Consider the following 1,006-nt stretch of genomic DNA (forward strand, 5'->3'; position numbering starts at 1 on the left):
AGGCGGTAGACCGAAGCCTCCGAGACAAAGTAGCTTTCGGCGTCGGTGAACGTCACCGCCAGTTCGCGCGGCGACAGCTCCGGCCTGTTGAGGGCAAGTTCGACGATCCGCTCCCGCACCTCGTCGGGAATGCGGTTCCAGACCCGTTTCGGCCGTGGTCGGCGATCCTCGAGGGCGTCGACGCCGCCGGTCAGGAACCGATCATACCAGCGGTGGAAGGTGGCGCGGGGAATGCCAAGCTTCCCCAGCGTGCGGCGTGCTGGCAGGTGCGACTGCTCGACGATCCGGATGATCTCGAGCTTCTCGGAGGCAGGGTATCTCATTCGTCGTCGCCCCCATCCGCGATCATGCTTTTTTTGAGCAGTCGCAGTTCCAGGGCCTGCTCGGCGACGACCTCCTTCAAATCGCGCGTCTCGCGGCGCAGCACCTTGACCTCGTCGCTGGTGGCGGCGCGCGCCGTGTCACCCGCCAGCCGCTTCTTGCCGGCCTCGAGGAACTCCTTCGACCAATTGTAATAAAGGCTCTCGGCAATCCCTTCGCGCCGGCACAGGGCCGCGATCGATTCCTCGCCGCGCAGACCCTCCAGCACGACGCGGATCTTCTCTTCCGCCCCATACTGCTTGCGGGTAGCGCGGCGGATATCCTTGATGACCGTCTCTGCAGACGGTTTCGGTGTCCCGGCTTTCTGTCTCATCTTCGCTCCTTTGAAGGGCTACGATGAGCCAGAAATCCTCCCTTCCTCGTTAAGCCAATTCTGTCTCACTGGCGCTGACGCCGGACAGGATGAAGATGCTCAACGCCAACCCTTTAGATGATGAGCAAGTTGATGAGCTGCATGAAGATGTCAAAGACACTCCAGTCCACGTTGCTCGGCGTATCACAACTGAAGTGGAAGAAGGGCATAGTAGCTTCGAATCCCTCGTACCTCGTTCAGCGCGTTATTTTTGCCGATTGGCAGGCGAGTGTGCGCAGGAGGCAACGCTTGATTCGTTTGTTCAGAGCGCTC

At 60.6% G+C, this 1,006-nt stretch carries 1 protein-coding gene and 1 pseudogene; one reads left to right on the forward strand and one right to left on the reverse strand.

What is annotated here, in order from left to right; all coding sequences use genetic code 11:
- A pseudogene (locus tag G6N73_RS35855) lies at positions 1-694 on the reverse strand (helix-turn-helix domain-containing protein); the annotation flags it as partial.
- A 95-nt stretch (positions 695-789) separates the two neighbouring features.
- Between G6N73_RS35855 and G6N73_RS36635 the strand changes: the two are divergent.
- Positions 790-1,006: hypothetical protein (locus tag G6N73_RS36635; RefSeq protein ID WP_206079282.1), on the forward strand; the 217-nt coding region annotated here is incomplete at its 3' end.

This window comes from Allomesorhizobium camelthorni (assembly GCF_011045125.1).
Taxonomy (GTDB): Bacteria; Pseudomonadota; Alphaproteobacteria; order Rhizobiales; family Rhizobiaceae; genus Allomesorhizobium; species Allomesorhizobium camelthorni.